This is a genomic window from Neobacillus sp. KR4-4 (genome assembly GCF_042136325.1).
GTDB lineage: Bacteria > Bacillota > Bacilli > Bacillales > Cytobacillaceae > Neobacillus.
In genome coordinates, this window is the sequence record NZ_JBHHJU010000061.1 from 1 (window position 1) to 3446 (window position 3446).

3 protein-coding genes are annotated in these 3446 nt (G+C 33.9%); all 3 read left to right on the forward strand.

The window, feature by feature from the left end; translation table 11 throughout:
* Nucleotides 1-122: 122 nt before the first annotated feature.
* Genes ACE198_RS27770 through ACE198_RS27780 form a run of 3 tightly spaced genes read left to right on the forward strand, consistent with a single transcriptional unit; the run spans nt 123 to nt 3349 of the window.
* Nucleotides 123-1364: a site-specific integrase gene (locus ACE198_RS27770; RefSeq protein WP_375377778.1), complete on the forward strand. Its 1242-nt coding sequence runs from the start codon at nt 123-125 to the stop codon at nt 1362-1364.
* A complete protein-coding gene (locus ACE198_RS27775; RefSeq protein WP_375377779.1) occupies nt 1357-2340 on the forward strand; it encodes a tyrosine-type recombinase/integrase in 984 nt (327 codons plus the stop codon). The genes ACE198_RS27770 and ACE198_RS27775 overlap by 8 nt, the downstream gene beginning before the upstream one ends.
* On the forward strand, nt 2327-3349 hold the full coding sequence (locus ACE198_RS27780) for a site-specific integrase (RefSeq protein ID WP_375377780.1): 1023 nt from the start codon (nt 2327-2329) through the stop codon (nt 3347-3349). The genes ACE198_RS27775 and ACE198_RS27780 overlap by 14 nt, the downstream gene beginning before the upstream one ends.
* Nucleotides 3350-3446: the final 97 nt, after the last annotated feature.

The window sequence follows — 3446 nt, forward strand, 5'->3', positions numbered from 1 at the left end:
AATTATCGAAAGTTTTAGTTTATGGAAAGAAATAAGTGTATATGCCCTATTTGAATTGATATATACGTTTATTTCTTTCCATAACACCTCACAATAGATGTATTAAATCTAGGAGGTGCCATATGGAGAATCAAATTCCCATTGAAGAATTAGTTTCAAATGTTTTATCTGAATTAGAAAGGCTAAATTATGCATATAACACTATTTGTGGACATCGTGCTTTTTACAAAAGAGTAATTTCATTTGCAAAAGCAAGGGGTGAAATCTTTTTTTCTGAAGCGTTAGGAAAAGACTTTTTGGAGGAAACTTACAATTGTCCTGTTAACTATTATCAGGAGGCTATGCCTAAAGGACTCAAAGGTCCCATTAGAAGAATTAGAGTTCTAGGCGATTATCAGCTTCATGGTGTGTTTATCCGAAGGATTGTAAAAAAACCAGGATATGTTAAACCACCACAATTTGAATCAGAACTCATTGCCTATGAAATGGAATGCGAAATTAACGAATACTCCAAAAGAGGTTTACGTACACGTATGCAGCGTTTGTTCTTTTTCATAGATTATCTTGACAGTAGAAATGTTCAAAAATCGAATGATATTACAGCAAAGATAATTTCTGATTATGTAAAAACAATTTATAAGTATCATGAAAAAAGTATTGCATCAATCTTAACAGCTCTTAGGGTTTATTTAAGATTTCTTTATGTTAACCAATACACGGATGAAGATTTATCTTTAAAAGTTCCCAAACAGAGTAAATATTATTATCCACCTGTTCCTTCTGTCTGGAATAAAGATGATGTTATTCGTATGTTGAAAAGTATTGACAGAGGGAATCCAACCGGAAAGAGAGATTATGCGATTCTGCTTCTGGTCGCCAAACTTGGAATTAGGGTTGGTGACATCAAATCCTTGAAGTTATCGGATTTAAACTGGCAATCAAAAACGATAGAAATAAAACAAAATAAAACAAAGAATATCGCGTCATATCCAATATTAAATGATATTGGTTGGGCATTAATTGATTACATAAAAAATGGGCGTCCTATTAGTAAATCTCCTTTCGTTTTTATTCGGATGAATGCACCCTTTGAGGCCTTTGGAAGAGACGCTAATCTTCATAATATCATTACAAAATATACTAGACTTTCTGGAATTAAAGTTCCTGATGGCAAAAGGCAAGGGTTACATTCGCTTCGTCATACTCTTGCGAGTACTTTGCTTGAGCAGGGAACACCATTGCCAGTAATCTCTGAGATCCTAGGACATTTTAATTCTAAATCTACCAATGTCTATCTACATACAGGAATGGATGGGTTAAGGAAATGTGCCATTGATCCAGAGGAGGTGCTTAAGAATGTCTAAGGAATCTGTAGTGTTTCAAAGTATTCTTGGTCCACTAATTGATGGATACATTGAGGAAAAGACATCTGTCGGCTATAAGTATATAAAAGGATCTTCTCTTTTGAATCAATTTGACACTTTGGCTGCCAATGAAAACTTAAGAGATATAAAACTTCCGAAAGAATTAGTATTTCTTTGGACAGAAAAAAGGCCAAATGAGACTGTCAGTACTAGAAATGGAAGAATCTCTATCATACGAGGGCTCGCTAAATATATGGTTCGTCTTGGGTATGAGGCATACATTTTTCCAGCTGCCACTATTTCGATTGATAGATATTCTTATGTTCCATACATTTTTTCTGAAATAGAATTGAAGAACATTTTTACCACATGCGACATGTATCCTTTTTCAGATGTTTCTCCCAACAGACATCTGACCTTACCTTTTCTGTTCCGTATGTTATATGGTTGTGGCCTCCGGATTTCAGAAGCCTTGAATTTAAAACTTAAAGATGTTGATTTGGGTAATGGGACTTTATTCATTCGAGATGCGAAATTTGGAAAAGAACGAAAAGTTCCAATGACAGATACATTGACGAAGCGTTGTCGTTTGTATGTAAAAGAAACTCATCACATAGAGTCCAGTGATAATTATTTATTCCAATCTCCTTACGGAGGACATTATAAGGAAAGTACTATATATAAACTATTTAGAGAGATATTATGGAAGGCTGGAATATCCCATAGTGGAAAGGGACCAAGACTTCATGATTTTAGGCACACTTTTGCCGTCCATTGTTTGAAAAAATGGGTCTTAAATGAAGAAGATATTACAAATCTCCTTCCCTATCTTTCTGCATTTTTAGGACATGTTGATTTAAGAGGTACACAACATTACTTAAGACTAACTGCTGATTTATATCCAAAAATTATAGCATCAGTTGAACAGAACTTTTCAACCATAATACCGGAGGTATCGTTCAGTGAAACAGACTGATTTTGCCAGAACACTCACACGATTCCTTTCCGATTATCTGCCAAGCCAACGTAATGTTAGCGTCAATACAATAAAGTCTTATAGGGATACTTTTAAACAGGTGTTACTATTTTTTGATTTTGAATTAAATATTAAACCGGAGCACCTTACATTTAAAAAAATAAAAGCAGAAAAAATTAGAGATTTTCTCCTTTGGCTTGAAAAATCACGTAACGTCGGAATTAATACTCGTAATCAAAGACTAGCAGCAATCCATAGTTTCTTTCGTTATGCACAGTCTGAACACCCTGAAAATATATTTGAATGTCAAAAAATATTAGGAATTCCCTTTAAAAAAAGACAAATAAGGACAGTTGAATTTCTCTCGCAGGAATCTTTAAGGTATATATTAGAACAACCTGATACTAATGAGAAGAGAGGGCGTCGTGATTTGACATTAATGGCTACTCTATATGATACAGGGGCACGAGTACAAGAATTAATTGATTTAAAAACAAGAGATATCAGACTTGCGAAGCCAGCCACAATTACTTTAACTGGCAAAGGAAATAAACGAAGAAGTGTACCTATTATGGATAAAACAAGAGTTCTGTTGGAGAATTACATGAAAGAAAACAAACTATCGGAAAATGGAAAACAAGATTATCCACTTTTCTATAATAGTAATAGACGCCCATTTACAAGGCCTGGAATAACATACATTTTAGAAAAGTATTTAAAACAGGCAAAGGAAACTCATTCAGATGTTCTATTCTCTGACAGACTTCATCCTCATATGATCAGGCATACGAAAGCAATGCATTTATTGGAGGCTGGTGTAAACCTTATTTATATAAGGGATTTACTAGGACATGTAAATGTATCTACAACTGATATATATTTAAGAGCAAATACAGAAATAAAAAGAAAGGCATTAGAAGACGCATATATGGAGGTTGTGTCGCAAGATACTCCTGTTTGGGATCATGATACAGATTTATTAAAGTGGCTGGAGGAATTTTGTAGATAGGAATTTTTGAATATTATGGAAAGATATTTGTGGTTACAACCAAGAATCCTACGCTTAATTAGAGATATCTTTCCATAAACAAAAACTTTCGATAATT